Below are 14338 nucleotides of genomic sequence, written 5' to 3' on the forward strand. Positions count from 1 at the left end.
CTCCGGAAACACGAAGCTAGCGGGTCCGCCGGAAGCGCGGCCTCCGTTCTGCCGAGGAGTGACGATCATGACTCTCCCGACCCCGACCCACGCTCCCGTTTGGCCAAGCTGCCGGTCGTCCCGAAGCTGGGCGGCATCCGCTGGGAGCCGGTGGACTCGCGGGACGTCGCCGAGCGCCTGGTCGGGCTCGCCCTGGCCGCGCCCGCCGGGCTCGTCCCGGACCTCGCGGGCCCGGCCGTCCGCACGCTCGGCGACCTGACCCGCGACCACCTGCTGGCCGCCGGGAAGCGCCGCCCGATGCTGCCGCTGCGCGCCCCGGGCAAGGTGGGCCGCTGCTACCGGGAGGGCGCCAACCTCGCCCGGCCCGGCGCCGACCGGGGCACCCGCAGCTGGGAGGCATTCCTCGCCGAGACCTTCCCGGCGGACGCCGCCGGCCGGCTCGGGATCAGCTGATGTCGGCGGGCGCGCCGGTCTTCGCCGCCGCGGCCACCGCCGAGGTCGGCACCACCTTGGCGAACCGCATCGCGTGCAGCACCGTCGCGGTGGCCCGGGCGAGTTCGGCCGCCGGGAGGGTCACGCCGTCCGGGCCGGCCATGTCGAAGGCGTGCATGGCGTCGATCGGGAAGACCGTGTCGTAGCCGAGGTTGCCCGCCATCCGGGCGGTGGTCTCGTTGCACACATTGGTGATGATCCCGGCGACCACCACCTGCCGGGCGCCCCGCTCCTGGAGCCAGGCGTGCAGGTCCGGGGTGCCGTAGAAGGCGCTGTTCACCGTCTTGGTGATGTGCAGCGCGGGCTCGACCGCCGCCACGAAGTCCTTCAACTCGTAGCCGGGGGTTCCCGGTTCGAGCGGGCCGGTGGTGGAGGCGTGCTGGGCGACCACGATCGGCCGCCCGGTGGCCTGCCACACGTCGATCAGTTCGCCGATCCGCTGCTCGGCCTCGGGGTTGTCGCGCTCGCCCCAGAACGCGGTGTCCTCGAAGCCCTTCTGGACGTCGATGACGACCAGGACGGCGTCGGTGTCGATGGTGAGCGGGGCGTCGAAGGCGCTGGTGTTCGTCATGCGTCCATGCTGCGGCGGGCCCGGGCGCACCCGTGAGCGGCGGTGGAGCCACCCATCGATACGATCCTGCCACTACGCTTCCCCCATGCGTACGGTGGGGTGTCTGGTCTTCGACGGGGTGCGGCCGTTCGACTACGCGGTGATCGGCGAGGTCTGGGCCGAGAAGGAGGGCCGCCCCGGTGTCCCCGCCTTCGACCTGCGGGTCTGCGGTCCGGACGGCGCCCGGGTCCGGCTCGGCGGCGGGCTGGAACGCGTCCCGGACTTCGGTCTGGACGCGCTGGCCGACTGCGACCTGGTGGTCGTGCCCGGCGTGGAGCGGCCGGAGGAGTCGCGCGACCCGGCCGTGCTCGCCGCGCTGCGCACCGCCCACGAACGCGGCGTCACCGTCGCCTCGCTCTGCGCGGGCGCCTTCGTCCTCGCCGAGGCGGGCCTGCTGGACGGCCGCACCGCCACCACCCACTGGGCCCTCGCCGACGACCTGGCGGAGCGCTTCCCGGCGGTGGACGTACGGCCCGAGGTGCTGTTCACCGGCGAGGGCCGGCTGTGGACCTCCGCCGGGGTGGCGGCCGGCATCGACCTCTGCCTGCACCTGGTCCGCGCGGCCCACGGCGAACGGGCGGCCGCGTCGATCGCCCGCGCGATGGTCACCGCGCCCTTCCGCTCCGGCGGCCAGGCGCAGTTCATCCCCTCCCCGGTCCCGGAGCCCGCGCCCACCGGGGACGACCCGCTCGCCCGCGTCCGCACCGAGGTCCTGGCCGCCCTCGACACCCCCTGGACCGTCCGCCGGATGGCCGCCCTCGCCCTGATGTCCGAACGCACCTTCGCCCGCCGCTTCACCGCCGCGACCGGCACCACCCCGCTGCGCTGGCTGCTCGACCAGCGCATCCTCACCGCCCAGCGCCTCCTTGAGGACACCGACCTCCCGGTCGACGCGGTCGCCGTCCACTGCGGCTTCGCCTCTGCGGTCTCCCTGCGCCCGCCGTTCACCACCCGTCTCGGCATCCCGCCCCGCGAGTACCGCCGCACCTTCCGGGGGCGGGACGCGGGCTGACGTCCGGGACTCGGTGCCGTCGCCGGGCGCAATCCGATGGCGGAATCCGATGGCGGAGGGCGGTGCCGGTGTGTGACGGTTCGGCCCATGGGCAACTCCAGGGCGTACCCCGTCTTCCGCACCACCGACCCGGCGGAGGCGTACGCGCGGGCCGAGCGGCTGCGCGCGCTGCTGGAGACGTGCGAGGACGAGGTCTCTCTCTATGCCGAGCTGCTGACGGCCGCCGACGTCCGGCGGATGGCCGAGGTCCTGCCAGGAGTGCGTTTCGACCACCTGGACGCGCGGACCGGCCCGGCGGGGGAGTTCCTCCGGTTCGATCTCGACCCGCGAACGGCGGAGGACGCCGCGCTGGAGCCGCACCTTCCCCTGGACGTCATGGTGGACGTCCCGACGGGGAGTGCGGAGGAGCGGTTCGCGGCGGCTGTAGGGCGGGGAACGGCCGCCGTCCACTGGCACGGCCGGTGGCCGGCCGACCCTGAGACCGGCAGTGGTGGTTCGCCGAAGTACGACGGCGTCCAGGTCGTGTTCCACGGTGACCAGGCCCAGTGGGGCGGCCGGACCGAGCACCACACCGTCTTCGTCCATGTGAGCAAGTTCGGCGACGAGCCCCGGGCGCGGAGGCTCGCCGCCGCCATCGGCGGCGAGGTCCTCGGTGAGGCCCAGCTCGGCTGGTGACGCGGCCCTCAGCTGCGTCCTGCCGTGCCCTCGATCCTCGGGGCGAGGCCGTCGAGGAGGGTGCCGAGGCCGGATTCGAAGAGGGTGTCGAGGTCGAGGTCGTAGCCCTCGTCCAACTCGGCCGTCAGGCGGGTGAAGACCGGGAAGCGGGCTGCGGCGGCGCGGGTGTCGAAGGCGGCGAAGCGGGTGTCGGTCCACTGGTCGCCGGTGAGGCCGGTGGCGGCCTGGGCGCGGGCCTCGCGTTCGAGGTTGGCGGCGAGGCCCTCGATGTAGCTGTAGAAGAGCACATGGATGTCGAGGACGGTGGCGGCCGGGAGGCCGTGGCCGTCGAGGGCGGCGAGGGCCCACTCGGCGTGGGTGAGCAGGTTGGGCAGCAGCAACGGCCTGGTGACGGGGCCGAGTTCGGCGAGCCAGGGGTGGCGGCGGAACAGCGACCACAGGGTGCGGGCGCCGAGTTCGAGCCGGGGGCGCCAGCCGGCGGGCGGGTCGGCGGGGTAGCCGGCCTCGCCGAAGGCGGCGTCGGCGGCGAGCAGGACGAGTTCGTCCTTGCTGGTGACGTACCGGTAGGCGGTCATCGGGGCGACGCCGAGCCGGGCCGCGACGGCGCGCATGGACAGGGCGGCGAGCCCTTCCGCGTCGGCGATCCCCAGGGCGGCCGCGATCAGCCGTTCGCGGCTCAACTCGCCCTCGGGGGAGGACGGTTGAGGTGAACGGGTGGCGGGGGAGGGGGCGGCGGCGACCACCGTGCCGACCCGGGGCCGGGCCTCGACCAGGCCCTCCGAGCGGAGCACGGTGAGCGCCTTGGTCGCGGTGGCGAGGGCGACGCCCCAGTCCTGCGCGAGCCGCCGGTTCGAGGGGACGCGCGCGCCGGGGGCGAGTTCGCCGGTGGTGATCCGGCGGCGGAGATCGGCGGCGATGCGGCGGAACGGCGGGTCCGTCTCGGGTGCCACGGCGGCGCCCTCCTGTTCGGGAGATTCTCGGCGGCCGCGCCCGGCCTGTACTAGCGCAGACGCTACCAGGGGAGTCGGCCCGGAAGCGCCCGCTGTACTAGCTCAGAAAAGGCTCTGACCTGCGATTTCGAGGCTTGCGGGGCTCTGTATGTACAGCGTACGTTCAGAGTGTTCACGGCGGAAGGCGCCGTACCGGGCACAACGAACCAGGGGAGCAACCATGCAGAACGTCCTCGTCTCCGGCGGCGGCATCGCCGGCACCGCCCTCGCCCACTGGCTGGTCCGCCTGGGCTTCGCCCCGACCGTCGTCGAGCTGGCCCCCGGCCCGCGCTCCGGGGGCCAGGCCGTCGACATCCGGGGCGTCGCCCTCGACGTGATCGAGCGGACCGGCCTCACCGAGCAGGTCCGCGCCGTCCGCACCCGGATGCGCGGGATGTCCGTGCTCGGCCCCGACGGCACCGAGCTGCACCGCTCGGAGGAGGCCACCTACAGCAGCGGCCGACTCGACAGCGAGGACGTCGAACTGCTGCGCGGCGACCTGATGGAGATCCTCCACGGCAACGCCCCGGCGGGCATCGAGTTCGTCCACGGCGACAGCATCACCGCGCTCCACGAGGACGAGCACGGGGTGCACGCCACCTTCGCGCACGGGCAGCCGCGCACCTTCGACCTGGTGGTGGGCGCCGACGGCCTCCACTCCCGGGTGCGGCGGCTGGCCTTCGGCCCGGAGGCGGACTGCCTCAGCCCGCTCGGCACCCATGTGGCGATCTTCTCCGCCGACAACTTCCTCGGCCTGGAGGACTGGCAGGTCTGGCAGCGCGACGGCGACGCCGGCTACGGCATCTACCCGGTGCGCGACAACACCGAGCTGCGGATCGTCTTCGGCTGGGCGAGCGACACGCCCGTCGAGCGCGACCCCGAGGCGGCCCGGAAGACGGTCGCCGAGCGGATGGCCGAGCTGCCCTGGGAGCGGACCCGGCTGCTGGACGCCCTGAACCGCTCGACCGACTTCTACGCGGACGTGATGGCGCAGATCCACCTGGACTCCTGGTCGGCCGGCCGCACCGTCCTGCTCGGCGACGCGGGCTACTGCGCCTCGCCGCTCTCCGGCCAGGGCACCAGCCTGGCCCTGGTCGGCGCGTACGTGCTCGCCCAGGAGCTCGGCCGGGCCCGCGACACCGGCGCCGGACACCGCGCGGCCTACGAGCGCTACGAGCGCCGGATGCGCCCCTTCGTCACCCTCAACCAGGCCCTCGCCACCGAGAACCCCGGCGGCCCGGCGGCCGAGGAGTCCGTCGAGCGGGCGAAGAACGCGATCGACCTGGACGCCGCATAACCGGACGTCGAACCGGACGTCGGCAGGCCCCGGCGCGGGGTGCGTGTGACCGGGACCGGTCCCCGGCCCGATACCCTTTGGTTCCATGACCGAGGTTTCCCGTCCCGTCCGCGTCCGTTTCGCTCCGAGCCCCACCGGCATGTTCCACGTCGGCGGCGCCCGCTCGGCGCTGTACAACTGGGCGACGGCACGACAGCAGGGCGGTGTCTTCGTTCTGCGGATCGAGGACACCGACGCCGCCCGCAACAAGCCCGAGTGGACCGACGGCATCATCAGTGCCCTCGCCGCGATCGGGATCCACGAGGGCGACCCGGCCTTCGAGGGCCCGTACTTCCAGTCCGCCAACGCCGGCACCCACCGCGCCGCCTCCGAGAAGCTGTACGCGGCCGGCCGCGCCTACTACTGCGACTGCACCCGCGAGCAGACCGCCGAGCGCACCGGCTCCGCCCAGACCGGCTACGACGGCTTCTGCCGCGAGCGCGGCCTGGAGTACGCCGAGGGCCGGGCGCTGCGCTTCCGCACCCCGGACGAGGGCGCCACCGTCGTGGTCGACCTCATCCGCGGCGAGCCGGCCTTCCCGAACTCCGCGATCGAGGACTTCGTCATCGCCCGCGGCGACGGCAGCCCGGTGTTCCTGCTCGCCAACGTGGTCGACGACCTGGAGCAGGGCGTCACCGAGGTCATCCGCGGCGAGGAGCACCTCTCCAACACGCCGAAGCAGCAGCTGCTGTGGGAGGCCCTCGGCGCCACCCCGCCGGTCTGGGCGCACCTGCCGGTGATCGTCAACGAGAAGCGGCAGAAGCTGTCCAAGCGCCGCGACAAGGTGGCGCTGGAGGACTACCTGGCCGAGGGCTACCTGCCCGAGGCGATGGTGAACTACCTGATGCTGCTGGGCTGGGGCCCGAAGGACGACGTCGAGATCCGCCCGTACGCCGAGCTGGAGCAGCTGTTCAGCATCTCCGAGGTGAACGCCGCCTCGGCCTTCTTCGACGTGGCGAAGCTGCGCTCGTTCAACGGCGAGTACATCCGCGCCCTGTCGGTGGACGAGTTCATCGCCGCCTGCGCGCCGTACCTGGCCGCCGACCGCGCCCCGTGGCCGGCCGAGGCGTTCGACGCGAAGGCGTTCGCCGAGCTCGCCCCGCTGGCGCAGTCCCGGATCGCGCTGCTGAGCGAGATCGTCGAGCAGGTCGACTTCCTGTTCCTGGCGGAGCCGGTCCAGCACGAGCAGTCCTGGGCGAAGGCGATGAAGGACAAGGACGGCGCGCTGGCCCTGCTGCGCACCGCCCGCGAGAAGCTCGCCGCCGTCGAGGCCTTCGAGGCCGAGCCGCTCAAGGCCGAGCTGGAGGCCGTCGCGGCCGAGCACGGGCTGAAGCTGGGCAAGGCGCAGGCGCCGATCCGGGTCGCGGTCACCGGCCGCACCGTGGGTCTGCCGCTGTTCGAGTCGCTGGAGGTGCTGGGCCGCGAGCGGACCCTGGCCCGCCTGGACGCGGCGGCGGAGCGTCTGGCCGGCTGACGCCGGAGCCGTTCCGTACGGGCCGCACCCCCACGGCGGGGGTGCGGCCCGTCGTCGTTCCCGGGGCCGCTCCACTGTGAAATTGACCCATGATTCTGTCGCTGGAATGCACCCCTCAGCCGGTCGATCCGGTCAATAGAGTGATCATCACAAGGCGACGGCAGGGGAGCCGGAGCCGCCCGAGACGGGGAGAACCACCATGAACGCCGGCCCGATCAAGCCCATCCTGACCCGCGCCGCCACCGCCGAGACCACCAGCGACCCGAGCAGCGTGATGACCCTGCTGGCCGACCACGGCACCGACGGCAGCCCGGTCACCAGCTACCGGTCCACCTTCGCCAAGGGTGCGGTCGGCGCCCCGGCCCACTTCCACACCCGGGCGTCGGAGCTGTTCTTCGTCATCGGCGGCAAGCTCCAGGTCCTGCTGGACGAGAAGGTCGAGACCCTGGAGAGCGGCGACTTCCTGCTCGTCCCGCCGCACACCCCGCACGCCTTCGCGGCCGCGCCCGGTTCGGAGGCCGACGTGCTGTTCGTCTTCACCCCGGGGATGCCGCGCTTCGACTACCTGCGTCTGCTCGGCCGGGTGATGCGGGGCGAGGCGAGCCCGCAGGAGATCAAGGACTCCTCGGAGCTCTACGACAACCACTACGTCGACAGCCCGCTGTGGCGCGCCACCCTGGAGGCCGCGGCCGGGAAGTGACGCTCAGACCGTGACGAGTCTCGGCGACCGGCCGAAGACCGGCTCGGTGAACCCGGGGGCGGGGGAGATCACCACCCAGACGAACTTGCCGATCCCGCCGGCGCGGGGGCAGCAGCCCCAGCGCTCGGCGAGTTCGTCGACGAGGAGCAGGCCGCGGCCGTGCTCGTCGTCGGGGTCGGGGGAGGGGCGGAGGACGGGGCGACCGGCGCCGGCGTCGTGCACTTCGATCCGGAGCCGGTCGGCGACGACGGCGAACCGGACCTCCACCAGGCGGTCCGGCGGCGCGTCGGAGTGCCGGACGGCGTTGGTGACGAGTTCGCCGAGCAGCAACTCGCCGATGTCGGAATAGCGTTCGCCGCGAGGAAGGCCCGCCAGGTAGGCGCGGAGGAACGAACGGGCGAGGGGGGCCGAGTCGTTCCGGGAGGGAAGGCGGGCGGCGAACTCGCGGGGCCGGCGGGGGATACGGAGACAGGGCATGGCGAAGCCTTCGGGTGAGAGGGGGGAGTGGAACAGGCTCGCGAATGGGGCGCGATATTCACGCTGTGCAAGCGAATAACTGCGTTCCGGTGTCAATCATCGCCGCTCTCTGGGTACGGTGACTGCCGATTCGTGGTGCAGCGGGGCACGGCACAAGAGGGGTGACGGACGTGTCACATCGGAAGGCAGATGCGGGGCCGACGGCGAGCCCGGCGAAGCTGTTCGGGGAGGCGCTGCGCTTCGCCCGGGAGCAGGCGGGCCTCACGCAGGAGGCGTTGGGGAAGCTCCTGCACTGCGACCGCACGGTGGTGACGCGGTACGAGGGCGGTCACCGGCCGATGCCGCTGGACTCCGTCAAGGCCTGTGACCGGATCCTCCAGACCGGCGGGATGCTCTACCTGCTCTGGAAGCGGGTGGACTGGCAGGCCGATGTGGAGCATCCGGACTGGTTCCAGAAGTATGTGGACCTGGAGGCCGAGGCGTTGGCGATCCGGGTGTATCAATGTGTCCAGGTCAACGGCCTGTTGCAGTGCGCGGACTACGCGCACGCAATGTTCCGGACCGGCGTCGACAGGGACAGTCCGACCCTGCTGCGGGAGCGTGTGGCCGCGCGCATGAGTCGGCAGAAGCGATTGCTCGGGCCCGACGGTCCGTTGCACATCGCTGTGTTGGACGAGAGCGTGATCCGTAGTGTCGTCGGTGGCCCTGGGGTGATGAGGCGGCAGATGGAGCACCTGCTGGAGGTCGGTGAGCGCTCCAATGTCAGCATCCAGATCGTGCCCTTCGGCTGTGCGCCGTCGAGGCGCCCCGGGACCTCAATGTTCCTGCTGGAGATGCCGGATGGGAGTGAATGGCTCTACTCGGAGAGTCTCTATCGAGGGCACTTCAGTGATGCCGCATCCGTCGTTGCCCAGCATCGGGGTGACTATGATCTGCTGCGCGGGGACGTGCTCTCGGTCAGCGACTCTCGGGCGCTGATCGCCGATGCGATGGAGGGGTACCGGTATGAAGAGCGTCGATCTCGGGACGGCCTGGCGAAAGAGCAGCTACAGCGGGAACAACGGCGGCGAGTGCATCGAGGTGGCCCTCGGGTCCCCTTCCCCCGCCATCGTCCCGGTGCGTGACTCGAAGGACCCCTCCGGGCCGGTCCTCCTCTTCCCCTCTGCCGCCTGGTCTTCCTTCCTCTCCGCCCTCCGGGACGGGTCACTCCCGGTTGGTTAGGACCACCCCTGGGCATGGGCTACTATTTACCCATCACCCAGTTGCGCGGGTGGCGGAATAGGCAGACGCGCTGGATTCAGGTTCCAGTGCCCGAAAGGGCGTGGGGGTTCAACTCCCCCCTCGCGCACACAGAGAACGGCCGGTCGGATCCTCGGATCCGACCGGCCGTTCCAGTTTCCGGACCTTTGGATCGCCCCTCACGGCACACCGTGAGGGGCGATCCAATCCGCCTTACCGCCTCTGCGGCGCGGTGTAGTTGGTGATCGACTCCATGCCTTCAGCGCGACGTTGCGGCCGCCGCTTCGTGGAGGGGCCACCGGGGTCCGTCGTCCGGGTCGACCAGCCAGGCGAACTGCTTCTCGGGGGTGACCGTGATGCCGTACTCGTACGGGTCCGGCCGACCGTGTTCCTCCCACTGCTTCCAGGCCTGCAGCACCTCGTCGCCGATCCGCCGCCCGCCACCCTGGAACAGCACGCTCCCACCGGCGGCGTCGGCGGAGAACATGGCCCACGCGGCCACGCCGTCGTGGACCCACGCGCTGACACCGTCCTTCTCGCGGCCGGTGAAGACCACCGTGTCCGGGACCGCCACCCGCAGTGCGAACCGCAGATCCCAGTCCGATTCGAGCGGGTCGAGGTCGCGGCCGACCGACCTCTCCGTCTCGGCCGGCCTCTCGCCGCGCACCACCCGGTACCCGGTCGGCCCGGCCGCCGCCGGCGGTGCCGGAGCGGTGCGGTCCGCCATGAACTGGGCAAGGCCCTGTACATGGCCGGAGGCGTGGCGTCCACCGGCGGCGACGGTGAGGGCGACGTGCCCGAGCCGGCCCCACGGGTAGACGATCCGCCCACCCGGTCCGGTGGCCTCGATCCACGCCCACGGCACGTGCTCGACCGCATAGGTGGCGATGACCCGGTCGAACCGGCCGCCACCGGGGGCGGCGGTGGTGGCGTCCGCGGTGAGCGTCTCCACGTCCAGGCCGGCGGCCGCCAGCCGTTCCCGGGCGAAGGCGGCGAGGTCCGGGTCGATCTCGGTGGAGACCACCCGCCCGGGCCCGGCCCGCCAGGCCGCGAGCGCGGCGTTCCAGCCCTGCCCGCCGCCGATGTCCCACACCCGGTGCCCGGACTCCAGTTGCAGCGAGTCCAGCCTGTCCACCACCACCCCCTGGGCGGACAGGCTGGAGGACGGCAGTCCGCCCGAGACCTGGGTGACGGCAGCTGCGTCCTGGCTCGCGTACAGCTCGGCAGCCCAGCCGTCCGGGTCGGCGTGCCGGTCGACGGCCGCGTAGGCGTGTCCGTCCCACCGCCACAGCCGGTCCGGCGCGAACTCGTCCCTCGGCAGCGCGGCCACGGCCTCACGCAGCCACGGCGAGCGCTCCGGCCAGTCCCCGCGCGAGGCCATGGCCTCGTCCATGACCGCGCGCCGCTTCGCCAGATCCACCGTCAGTCCTTCTTCGGTCTGCCGCGGTGCTTCCCGTCGCTGCCCGGATAAGGCCTCGGCACCTGCCCGTCGGCGTTCCCCGGAGGCGCCTCGCCCTTGCCCAGGTCCGGCGGCGGCTTCTCGTGCGATCCCATCAGCAGGTTGCCCTTTCGTGTACGGCATACCGACCTCGTCATCCTCACCGACCCGCGCTTGCCGGGGTAGGAGGCGTGGAAGCACCCACGGGGGCGTGCGGGCGCCCGCCCGGGCTGTCGTGCATCGGCAGGTTTCGTCCGACCTGGGAAATGATCTTTGGGGTCGCCGGAACGACCGTGCCACCGAGCAGGCAACGCTGCAGGTCAATGGATTCTGTCGGATGGCCGTTCTGTTTCTACCCTCGAGCTGTCAGCGCGGCCTACTCGCCCGGGTCGGGACCGGTGTAGGCCGGGGAGCGAAAGAGACGGCGGAACGCGTCGCGTCCGTGATGCCGGTCGAGCCGGGCAGTGAGGGCGGAAGGGTCGCCGCTGATCATGGCGGCGACTATGAGTCTGTGCAGGGTCTCGGTGTCGGCGCCGCTCATCTCGGCGAGGAAATGCTGGTACCGCGTCCCAACGCCGTGTTCGTATCCGGTCATGGCCTGGTGGAACGGGGTGGCGATGCCGGGGGCGACGTGTTCCAGGTCGGCCGGCTCCAGTCGCCCCGTGGTGTCGCGGAAGGCCGGCCGATCAGGCGGAGCGATCAGCTGGGTCAGGCCGAGACGGTCGGCCACCGTGGCGGCAATGGTCCGGGCCTCCCGATCGGTCGCCCCCTCCATCACGGTTCCCAGGTTCCGGGTCGAAGAAGTGCCGTCCGCGTCGGGTGCCGAGTACGTCCGCCCATGGGAGTCGCGCCAGTTGATCCCGTACTGGCTCCGGACCACCTGACCGCCGTGGAGCCGGTACTCACGGAACGACCCCCAATGCAGGCAGTCGTGGGAGTAGGAGCGCAACAGGTCGAGTGCCACCAGTTCCGGCGACGCCAACCGCGGATCACTCAGCGGCCCGTACCGGGTGATCACCGACGCCAACTGCACGTGCCGGTAGCCCTGGTTCGGGTAGTGGAAACCGCCGAAGGCATCGGGCTGGGTCGAGCGCACCCCGACCCACACCCGATCGATCGGCAACAGTTGGTTCAGGCCCAACTCCCGGTAGCGGTCGGCCAGTAGATCCGCCCCTTGCCGGAAGACCTCCCTCGCAGCCTGGTCCTCCCAGGTGTCCAGCACCCAGTGCAGCAGACTGAACGTGATGTGCGGGTGCGCCTGGTCCAGGGCGGTGGTCGCCCGCCGTGCGGCCAGCAGATGTGCCAGCTCCGCGCGCTCGGCCGGGTCTCCGGCCAGGTGCTCGTTCGGCCCCAAGTACGAGGGCGTGAGCGAGCGTCCGAGAGTCAGGGTCGCCGCCGACCGATCAGCTGCCGGTGCGACTCCTGCACTCCCTCAGGAAGGTTGTCCGGTGAGAACCATCGAGCCTCCAGGATCTCGAACGAGTCCACCTTGATCTGTCCGCTGACGTACAGCGCCTCGTAGGAGACTTCGACGCGCAGCTTGTATCCGCTCTTCAGGTGTGCCAGTTCGCACACCTTCACCGTGAGACCGGTCTCTTCCCGAACCTCACGGATGATCGTCTCTTCGAAGCTCTCGCCCTTGTTCGCGTAGCCGGTGGGCAGACCCCACTGCCGACCCTCCGGCCACATCCGGTGTTTCAGGAGCAAGACCCGGTCTTCGTCGTCGCGGACGATGCCCGTGACCCCGACCATGAACTTCGAGTGCCACAGCCACAGAACGCGCCACTGCATCGGGCCCCGGATGATCCGCCAGAGCTTCGCAGCGATCTTCTTCATGGGTTCGCCCCTTCTTTGGTGGTCACTCCCCGCGCGCCGCTCGCGCGGTCGGCCCACGATGCCGCACCCCACCCCCGGGACACCAAATCCCGCGATCATCAGATCAATTGGGGTACCAGCGCTGGTGCCGGTGCCGCAGGTGTTCCGAGCGAAGCGCTGCCTTCCGGGCCACCTCAGCGGCCACCGGATCGGGTGACTCCGGGCCAGTGAGCGGCTCGGTCGACCTCCTACGCTCCCGCCACCTCGTATTGCATCACCGCGCGCGAGTGGGCTCGGCCGGGTTGGCTTTCCACTGCTGCGGACAAAGCTGGCTCCCCTTGACTTGGAGTAGTGAGTGAGGAGTCAAGTTACGGGATTCAAGTACGCTATTCAAAGTTTTATTCACGTGGTTGCATAAATTGCTGATCCGAGCTCCGAAAGTCATCGGACCACCGTGCGAGCAGGTTTCGCATATCTTCGCCGAAGAGGGCAAATCTTTCCATGGCTGTGAAGGCTTCCATATGCATTGCTACGTCTTTTTGGTCCCTGAGGGCCAGAATGCCACTGGTTGTTTCAATGGTGACAAGCGATGCGTCATATACGGTGAAAGTGTCCATCGGTGCCGCCGGCATGATTCCCCTCAGGGGAATCACGCCGAATCGGACATTGGGAAGCCGCGACACGGAGACGAGTCGATCCAGTTGCATTGCCATGGCCGACGCTGGGATCAGCGGCCACCTCACGGCCATTTCCGACAGGAGGAACGTGAACCTCTTGCCAGTGTCATAGAGGACTTCTTGACGACTCAGCTTCCGCGCGATGAGCTTGCTCTGGTCTCCGTCAAGATGAGCAAGGCTGGCCCTGATATATTCGGGAGTCGAGAGGAGTCCCGTTATCATCGACAGCAGAAAGAACCTGAACTCCGTGGATGTCGACTCCAGGCCGGCAAGCTCTTGCTGCTTGTGATGAAGCCCCTTCCTCTGAAGCGATCGGAGGCTCTGCCAGTCGGTGTTTGCCAAGCGGGCGAGCTTTGTGACTCTGACCAATACGTCTGGCGGAGCCTCCAGGATGCGGAGGATCTGTTCCACGTCCACAAGGCTCGCGGGGCTTTTCCCGTTCTCAATCCTGGAAATCTTGGACTGAGACATGTTGCAGCGCGCAGCGAGCCGGGCTCCTGAGAGCCCGGCTCGCTTCCGCAATTCTTTCAGTGTTGCAGCCAGCTCCTGTTTCGACTGACCCAGCTGCTCAGGGCTGAGCGTCACGACCTGATGTACTCCAAGAACGGGACCGATTCCGCAACGGCCACCCGCTGGTACTCGACAAAGGGCAAGGGGTCACCGCTGAAGAGCTCGCGGCCGATCTGCGTTCCGTCTGTCCTGTAGTTCATGAGAACAATCTTGGACTGGTCGAACATCCAAAAGTCCTGAGCTTCCGGAAGCGGGTTTTCCCTGTCGGTCACGTCAAGGATTCGAATATCCTCGCCGGCCCTCACATGGTGCCGATAGTAGTACTCGAATTCGAAACGAAGATAGTCGGAGAGTGGACGGGTGACAATGTGAACGCGACCGACACGCTTTCCCTCGGTCGTCCACTGCTCCACCTCGTCCATCCACCCGGACTTGTAGTCCTCGGGCGAACTTTCTCCAGCCAGAAAGCGTGCCAGCTTCTCCGCTTCCTGCGGCATGGTGTAGGCGGGCAGCGTTTCGAGTCGCCACGCCTCCGACTGCATGGAATCGAAGCACTGATTCCAGGCGTCACCAGCCAAGAGCACGGAATGCCTCCCGCAGCGTTTCCTCAGGGATCTCAACCAGGCCCTCACCCGTCGGCGGGGTGAAGGCGTTGGCCAGGTCGCCCTGGACCAGGAACGATCCCTTCGCCGTGCGGTAGACGTTGGGGCAGTCCTTCTCCCCGCACGTGCCGGTGCCGTTGCCGTTGCCGGTGTTGGTCAGGCGGGTCAGCTCGGCGCGATCAGACATGTCAAACCTCCTTTTCACAGACAGGTTGACGAACTAACAGACAAGGTAGAGGCGTCGGGGGTAGGTCGTCCATGCATGAACGCGACTATGCACGTCATTGACTAA

Annotated in this window: 17 protein-coding genes and 1 tRNA gene; 9 read left to right on the top strand and 9 right to left on the bottom strand. The window is 69.9% G+C overall.

The annotated features are described in order from the left end of the window. The first annotated feature begins 99 nt into the window (after window positions 1–99). Window positions 100–453 (top strand): hypothetical protein, encoded by a 354-nt coding sequence (locus tag OG715_RS29315; RefSeq protein WP_266274281.1) that lies wholly within the window; start codon window positions 100–102, stop codon window positions 451–453. Here the strand turns inward: OG715_RS29315 and OG715_RS29320 are convergent. Then, complete coding sequence (locus tag OG715_RS29320) at window positions 446–1063, bottom strand: cysteine hydrolase family protein (RefSeq protein WP_266274280.1); 618 nt, start codon at window positions 1061–1063, stop codon at window positions 446–448. The genes OG715_RS29315 and OG715_RS29320 overlap by 8 nt on opposite strands. Before the next feature lie 85 nt (window positions 1064–1148). Here OG715_RS29320 and OG715_RS29325 point away from each other — a divergent pair, with 85 nt between their 5' ends. Both OG715_RS29325 and OG715_RS29330 read left to right on the top strand, forming a co-directional pair. Continuing rightward, a complete protein-coding gene (locus OG715_RS29325) occupies window positions 1149–2114 on the top strand; it encodes a GlxA family transcriptional regulator (RefSeq protein ID WP_266274279.1) in 966 nt (321 codons plus the stop codon). Window positions 2115–2201: 87 nt separating this feature from the next. Continuing rightward, window positions 2202–2789: a hypothetical protein gene (locus OG715_RS29330; protein WP_266274278.1), complete on the top strand. Its 588-nt coding sequence runs from the start codon at window positions 2202–2204 to the stop codon at window positions 2787–2789. 8 nt (window positions 2790–2797) lie between these two features. Here OG715_RS29330 and OG715_RS29335 read toward each other — a convergent pair whose 3' ends face one another. Continuing rightward, on the bottom strand, window positions 2798–3739 hold the full coding sequence (locus OG715_RS29335) for a TetR/AcrR family transcriptional regulator C-terminal domain-containing protein (RefSeq protein WP_266274277.1): 942 nt from the start codon (window positions 3737–3739) through the stop codon (window positions 2798–2800). A 220-nt stretch (window positions 3740–3959) separates the two neighbouring features. Here OG715_RS29335 and OG715_RS29340 point away from each other — a divergent pair, with 220 nt between their 5' ends. The 3 genes from OG715_RS29340 to OG715_RS29350 all read left to right on the top strand — a co-directional run bounded on the left by OG715_RS29340 (window position 3960) and on the right by OG715_RS29350 (window position 7288). Then, window positions 3960–5075: an FAD-dependent monooxygenase gene (locus OG715_RS29340; RefSeq protein WP_266274276.1), complete on the top strand. Its 1116-nt coding sequence runs from the start codon at window positions 3960–3962 to the stop codon at window positions 5073–5075. 139 nt (window positions 5076–5214) lie between these two features. Beyond that, window positions 5215–6588, top strand: coding sequence for a glutamate--tRNA ligase (gene gltX, locus OG715_RS29345; protein WP_266274692.1), 1374 nt, complete (start codon window positions 5215–5217; stop codon window positions 6586–6588). A gap of 199 nt (window positions 6589–6787) precedes the next feature. Continuing rightward, entirely contained in the window at window positions 6788–7288 is a 501-nt protein-coding gene (locus OG715_RS29350) for a cupin domain-containing protein (RefSeq protein WP_030395060.1), read from the top strand. 3 nt (window positions 7289–7291) lie between these two features. On the opposite strand, the gene OG715_RS29355 is transcribed toward OG715_RS29350, so the two are convergent. Next, a complete protein-coding gene (locus tag OG715_RS29355) occupies window positions 7292–7765 on the bottom strand; it encodes an ATP-binding protein (RefSeq protein ID WP_266274275.1) in 474 nt (157 codons plus the stop codon). A 170-nt stretch (window positions 7766–7935) separates the two neighbouring features. Between OG715_RS29355 and OG715_RS29360 the strand changes: the two genes are divergently transcribed. The 3 genes from OG715_RS29360 (at window position 7936) to OG715_RS29370 (ending at window position 9113) form a co-directional block, all read left to right on the top strand. Next, window positions 7936–8889, top strand: a complete 954-nt coding sequence (locus OG715_RS29360; protein ID WP_266274274.1) for a helix-turn-helix domain-containing protein — start codon at window positions 7936–7938, stop codon at window positions 8887–8889. After that, a complete protein-coding gene (locus tag OG715_RS29365) occupies window positions 8846–8986 on the top strand; it encodes a DUF397 domain-containing protein (protein ID WP_323182235.1) in 141 nt (46 codons plus the stop codon). The genes OG715_RS29360 and OG715_RS29365 overlap by 44 nt, the downstream gene beginning before the upstream one ends. 43 nt (window positions 8987–9029) lie before the next feature. Further along, a tRNA-Leu gene (locus OG715_RS29370) sits at window positions 9030–9113 on the top strand. 150 nt (window positions 9114–9263) lie between these two features. On the opposite strand, the gene OG715_RS29375 is transcribed toward OG715_RS29370, so the two are convergent. The 6 genes from OG715_RS29375 to OG715_RS29400 all read right to left on the bottom strand — a co-directional run bounded on the left by OG715_RS29375 (window position 9264) and on the right by OG715_RS29400 (window position 14233). After that, window positions 9264–10424 (bottom strand): methyltransferase domain-containing protein, encoded by a 1161-nt coding sequence (locus OG715_RS29375; RefSeq protein WP_266274273.1) that lies wholly within the window; start codon window positions 10422–10424, stop codon window positions 9264–9266. Window positions 10425–10818: 394 nt separating this feature from the next. After that, the gene (locus OG715_RS29380; protein WP_266274272.1) at window positions 10819–11664 is read right to left on the bottom strand and encodes a hypothetical protein; all 846 of its coding nucleotides are present in this window, start codon (window positions 11662–11664) and stop codon (window positions 10819–10821) included. A gap of 161 nt (window positions 11665–11825) precedes the next feature. Next, window positions 11826–12278 (bottom strand): NUDIX domain-containing protein, encoded by a 453-nt coding sequence (locus OG715_RS29385; protein ID WP_266274271.1) that lies wholly within the window; start codon window positions 12276–12278, stop codon window positions 11826–11828. Between the two features lie 377 nt (window positions 12279–12655). Beyond that, window positions 12656–13519, bottom strand: coding sequence for a helix-turn-helix domain-containing protein (locus OG715_RS29390; RefSeq protein ID WP_266274270.1), 864 nt, complete (start codon window positions 13517–13519; stop codon window positions 12656–12658). Then, window positions 13516–14028 carry a DUF6879 family protein gene (locus OG715_RS29395; RefSeq protein WP_266274269.1) on the bottom strand — a complete coding sequence of 171 codons (513 nt, stop codon included), beginning with the start codon at window positions 14026–14028 and terminating at the stop codon, window positions 13516–13518. Before OG715_RS29395 ends, OG715_RS29390 begins: the two co-directional genes overlap by 4 nt. Then, complete coding sequence (locus OG715_RS29400) at window positions 14012–14233, bottom strand: hypothetical protein (protein ID WP_266274268.1); 222 nt, start codon at window positions 14231–14233, stop codon at window positions 14012–14014. Before OG715_RS29400 ends, OG715_RS29395 begins: the two co-directional genes overlap by 17 nt. Between the last annotated feature and the right edge of the window lie 105 nt (window positions 14234–14338).

Origin of the sequence: Kitasatospora purpeofusca (assembly GCF_036010405.1) — a bacterium.
In the GTDB taxonomy this organism is placed as follows: domain Bacteria; phylum Actinomycetota; class Actinomycetes; order Streptomycetales; family Streptomycetaceae; genus Kitasatospora; species Kitasatospora purpeofusca.